Raw genomic sequence first — 6,233 nt, forward strand, 5'->3', positions numbered from 1 at the left:
ATGCCGTTAACGGGTTTAAAAGTTGAATTATATGACAGTAATCAAAAGTTACTATCGGACACGACCACAAATCAGGATGGTAGCTATAAATTAGATGCGCCGTTACTGGGGACATATAAGGTTGTGGCAAAGACAACGGAAGGTGAAACCATTGATCGTTCAGTGCAACTTATCGTTGATACTGGTGCGTCTGCTCAGAACTTATTTATCAAAGGGCAAGGCGGTGATATCAACTTAGCGATAAAAGACGACAAAGGAAATGGTGCAAAGAATATTCCTGTTAGGTTGATTCATACCTCTTCTTCAAGGCAAATTGTTTTTGCAACCAATAATGATGGTGTAGTTGAACTTAAAAATACCTTAAAAGGGCATCTGTATGACATGACGGTTGATACAGCAGATTTTGTTGCTGACTCAAGTAATAAAATCAAATATGCTTTATGGGATGCAACATTACCAGACAGTAAAAACGCCTACGTTAATAAAATTAGCTTTAATATGGCGGGTAAAAATCAAAAAGGGCAATTTAATGTTAAACCACGTAATGAATGGGGTATTGACGGAGTTGTCGCTATTGATCAAAATGGTGATGGGATCTATACAGTAGGCTCTGATACCGGTGCGATTGATATGAATGTCGAGCTTTACTATCCCGGCACGACAACCAAAGTACTAGGTACAGGAACAATAACTACAACTGATAATGGCCGTTATCGTTTTAGAGATCTAGCTGTTGCAAGTTATGACATAAAAGTAACCAATGTAAAAGCACCTTATATTCCACAGAATAAAACCGAACAAACTGTTAAAATAACTGATGCAATCGGTCAAACAAGTGGCCCGACATTTTTGTTAAATATTGATCCGAACGATACAACTTTAGCAGGTATATCAGGTTCGGTATTTGCATTAGGTTCAGAACAATTCCCTGAAGACGGCCCAGATGGGGGTAAAACAGGAAATACTCTACCTAAGGATGGTAGTACCTTTCTTAACACGCCAGTCAATCTTTATCAACATGATGGTAATAGTTGGATATTAATTGCTAAACAAACCACTAATAAAGCGGGGGCTTATAAATTTGGAGGACTAAGAGCGAATAAAGATTATAAAGTCGTTTTAGATGAATCTGGTATTGATACGACCAAATATTTCTTTATTGGCGATACAGATGGTAAATCAACCAGTACCTCATCTGAATCAAAAAGTACTCATAAAGGTAAAGTAAAACTCAGCAATGGTAAGCAAGACAAAATTGCTCCGAAAGAGATTATTATTCCCAATTTAAATGGCGGTACTAAGTCAAACCAAAACTTTTGGTATTCAATCATTGCACCAAGTCTATTAGCTGTAGAAAGTAGCTTACAGTCTACAAATAACCACGGAAACTGGGGTGGTATACAAAATGGTATTAGTGAATTAAGTACCGGACCTTATCTAGAGGTTGCTTTTTTTGAAGAAGATGGTGTCACGCCTGCGACCAAATTAGATGGGACACGTTTATATGCTAAATATCTAAAAGGTCCAGATGATTACTCGCGTGCTCAACGAGCTAGGATTAATTCTGATCATGGTGGAATTTATACTTACAAAATTATTGGATATGATTCAAATTATTTAGATATCCAAAGTGTTACACAAGAATATCGAGTAAGATCGGTTGCAAATAATGCAAGCGCTACCGAAAGATTGGGTGGTTTTTCTATTGTATATTTTAGAGGTAAAACGCCTAACAGTATTTCGGGCTATGTTTACTTAAATAATAGCCATGTTGGTACCACCGGTAATTATGATCCTAAGTTAGATACGCCTATTAGATACACTCGTGTCGTTTTACAACATAAACAAGTATCTACTGGCAATTGGGAACGTGATGATATTGCTGTTATGGGAACAAACAATGATGGTTGGTATAACTTTACCAAGTTACCTGATGGTGAATATCGAGTAGTTGTTCAATCTGCTTTCGGCGCTGGCAGTAATGCGGATAAAAATGCTATTGAATTAGAACGTAATGATCAAAACGATACTATTGTTAATGAAACTTCTAGCATTATTGTAAAAGTAAAAGGTGGTCAAAACTATACTAAAGATACTAATTTCTGGTTTAAATTAAAACAACGAGATTATATTGCTAAAGGTACAGTTTATTTAGATACTTACAGAGGAGACGGTATACTTACTGTAGGTGGGACGGCTGATGCCTTTGATAGACCATTGTTTGATGCGACAGTTTTATTATGTAAAGATAATAATGATTGTACTTCACGCTCAGGTAAGAGTGTATTAGCTTCACAAAAAACCGATAAAACAGGGCGTTATGAGTTCACTGGAAATGATGGACTGACGAGTGGGAAAGATTTTATCATTAAAGTTGTTCGCTCAGATACTGAGGCAGTAACAGATCCAAAACAAGGTCTTGCTCAGTTGCAAACGATTCGTTTTGATAAAATAGATTTACCTATTATCCATAACTTTTTAATGCAAGGTAAAAGTAATGCAATTACCTTTATTCCTATCAATGATTTAGATGGAAATGGTGAGTATGAAGGTAATGGTTCCAAAGAACAAGGTTATGGTAGATTTAAAGTTCTTTATTGGGATGGAAGTACTTACCAAGAATGGATGACTGGCGGAGATTTTTATCAGAATTTAATTCTTAACCGTTTACCAAAAGGTAAATATCGCATTATACATGATCCAGATAATACTAATTATAGTTATATTGATATTGCCGACAAAGATCCTGCTACAGCTGTAGGTATTTTTGACATAGAAGTCTTGGCCGATGGTACTTTAGCTAATAATGTTGAATCTAGTCAATATATTATGCAAGCATCAAAAGCATCTAAAGGAATATCAGGAAATCTTTACCTAGATATTACAGGTTCCAAAAAAATAGAAGATGCGGTTTTATTAACAAGTCAAGAGTTAATGAGATATAATAAAGATGCGCTTAGAGTAGAAGGCTTTTTTACGCCTCGTTTCTATAATGGATACAATAATGGAAATGTTAGCGCTATTTTAAATCAATCTGACTTTGTCGATAACAATGTAAAATATACGGGCGAATTTGTTTATAATGACACTAATTCACCTCGTGGTAATTTGTATTTAACTAATATAATTCTTAGATTACGTGGACTAGATTCACAACAATTTGAATTAGTTGCTAGTGGTAATGAACCTCAAGGCAGTCTTATTCCTAGTGAGCTGAAAAAACCAGAGTTTTTACAAGTTGCCCCTATTCCATCTGCTGGTGCAACTGATCAGTATTGGATAGTAAAACTGAAACAACCTACCGAAATCAGTGGTCGACTTTATTTTGACTATGATGAGGATGGTAACTTCAATGCTAGTAAAAGTGATGTGCCACTTGCCGGAGTAACGGTTGAATTATATCGTGATGGAAAATTCTATGTTAAAACTAAAACCGATAAATCTGGTATATACACTTTCCAAAATTTATTTAATGATACTTATACCATTAAAGTTACAGAAGAAGGCTTGGATGTAAGCGTTTATGAACTAAAATCAGAGTTTGATACTGTACCAAATATTAAAATTACATCACAAACACCAAAAGTATCAGGTGGTAATTTAGATTTCATCTATAAGAAAAATGGTGATGCAGCTATTGCAGGTTATGTAATGGTTGATATTAACAACAATGGTAGAACGGATATTAGTTTTGATAAAACAGGTGATCTTCCTGTATCGAATGTTAAGGTTAAATTATTTAAAAAATTAAATAATTCTCTTATTAACTATCTTGAAAGTACTACTAATGAGAAAGGCTATTATAGTTTCACTGGAATTGATCTTAATACGGACTACGTAGTTCAAGTTGTTCCTACAAGCAATTATGGCGTTATTTCAAATGCTAATCAAAAAGCTAGTGCGACTTTAGACACAATAACCTTTAAAGATATTGGACGAACTGTACAAAACCAATCCTTCCTATTAGCTGGTAGTTCAAACAGTTCACCGGCGGCAGGTATAAGCAGTAATCAAGCAATCAATAGTGGTATTGCGGGTAAAACTATTATTGACGGCACATCACCTGAATTACCAATTGATCATGTATTGATTGGTCTAGTTGATTCAAACGGAACAGAGATCGCTCGTCAATATACCAATGATAAAGGTGAATATCATTTCTATAACTTACCTTCCGGTAAGTACAGTATTAATGTTGTAACCTCGCCGGATGGTTATTCATTAGTTAAAAATAGTGAAGGTTCAACTCAACCAATCAGTACTTTATCCAATATTCAAATAACCAATACTGGTGTCTTTGGTAATAGTTTCTATTATAAAGAAGCAAGTGCTAACGGTATTCAAGGGAAAATCTTCGTCGATTATGCCGATAATAATAACGATTTAGATCCTACAAAGGCGTTTACCTATTTACTTGATAGTGCGATCTCGTATACCGTTGAATTGCATGACGGTTTAGATGGTACTGGTAAGTTATTAATGACCCAACAAACCGTGGATGGTGAGTATCAATTCCCTAATTTGATGTTTGGTAATAGTGCTAACTATTCTGTGGTGCTGAAATTAGGCGCTAATGCCGACCATGAGTTTAAACAAAGCTCAGCAGGTAAAGATCCGAAACATATTGTTATTCCGGTTGCGAGTTTACCAAAACAAGGCTCACTGGATAATAATTATCTGTTGGTAGGAAAACAAAAAATCGATGGTGTCGTCTGGATTGATGAAAATGACAGCAAAGACAGACAGGATAACGAAGGGCTTAATGGCATCAATGTGACCCTTAATTATCAGGCACCGGGTACAACGGATTATGTCGAGCTTAAAAAGGTTAATACCGACAATTCAGGTCACTATCAGTTTGAAAAATTACCGAAAGGCGGTAACTATCAAATTATGGTTAGCACACCGGAAGGAACGGAATTAATTGCGAACAGTGTCATAACCGGAAATAGCGATAACTTTGTGTTTAACCCGTTAACAAAAGATGAGTTAACTAATAGCTCAGCATATAAATATATTGCCATGATCAAAGGTCATGTCAGCATTGATATAGACAACAGCCGAACCCACTCAGCGATTGATGCGGATTTATCCGGTTTAGCATTAACTCTGACTAAAACGGGTAGCACAATTACGAAACAAGTGACCACTGACAGTAAAGGTAACTTTGAGGCGGGCAACGTATCGGAAGGCGATTGGATTATCACGGCAGACAGTTCGCAAAGTGTGGCTGACTGGGATGGTTATCAATTGAGCTATACGGATATAGGTCAAGGTGCAGTTAAAGCCGGGTCACCTAACTTATCGCTAAAAGTGCATGTTGCTGATAATAAGTCATTAGTTAACGGAATAGAAATAGGTTATCACGGCAGTGCGGTTATCAAAGGTTATGTGGTGATCGATGCCGATAACGACGGAAAATACAGCGCAAATGATATTGCCTTTGGCGCATTAAGTACGCCAATTACGCCGAAACTGGTGTTAACATCGGCAAAATCAGGATTTGAGGAACAGGAGATTAAGGTTGATGATCGAACCGGTCTGTTTGAAGTGTCAGGTTTAAGCCGACATGATTATGTGCTTAAAATTGATGATAACGCAATTGAGCGTTCCGGTTACAGACTGGTGTTCAGTCCGAACTCAATGTCAGCGAGCAATCAGGTGACGTTTAGTGTCAATAGTCCGAAAGATGACCAATTCTCAGCCGGTAACGTTGCTGAGCAACAAGCATTCGGCTTTAAAAGTGAGAATGTGTTAAAAGGGACTATTTATAAAGACTACTCAGGACAAGGAACGCATCAGACTTATCACACCGCCACCTTATCAGGGGTGAAAGTTGTGGCGACAAACAGCCATGGCTTAACCTTAACGGTCGACAGTGACAGTAAGGGTGAATATGAAATTGCGAATATAGGTGAAGACCGCTGGACGATAAGTGTAGAAGTACCGGCAAATTCAGGTTATGACTTCAGTTATGTGGCACAGAAAGTGGGCGGCGCGATTACATCCATGACCGGTAATGGTGTTGTTGTCGATATCGCCTCCCCAGCCTCGTCGTCCACCAAAATCACCACGGTTGATTTCGGTCTGAAAGGACAGGCGAGCATTGAAGGTCAGGTCGTGATAGACGTGATTGCGGAAGATGGCGCGGTGATCAATGCACAGGATATCGGAATTGATACGTTATTTACGGATTACACGGTAGGATTATATGTAGATAATAATCTGGTGAA

Annotated in this window: 1 protein-coding gene; it reads left to right on the forward strand. The window is 37.3% G+C overall.

The window, feature by feature from the left end; all coding sequences use genetic code 11:
- A partial coding sequence (locus tag ACGH6R_RS11065) for an SdrD B-like domain-containing protein (RefSeq protein WP_411599828.1) occupies nucleotides 1–6,233 on the forward strand: 6,233 nt, incomplete at both ends.

This window comes from Gilliamella sp. CG13, from assembly GCF_046635805.1.
In the GTDB taxonomy this organism is placed as follows: domain Bacteria; phylum Pseudomonadota; class Gammaproteobacteria; order Enterobacterales; family Orbaceae; genus Gilliamella; species Gilliamella apicola_I.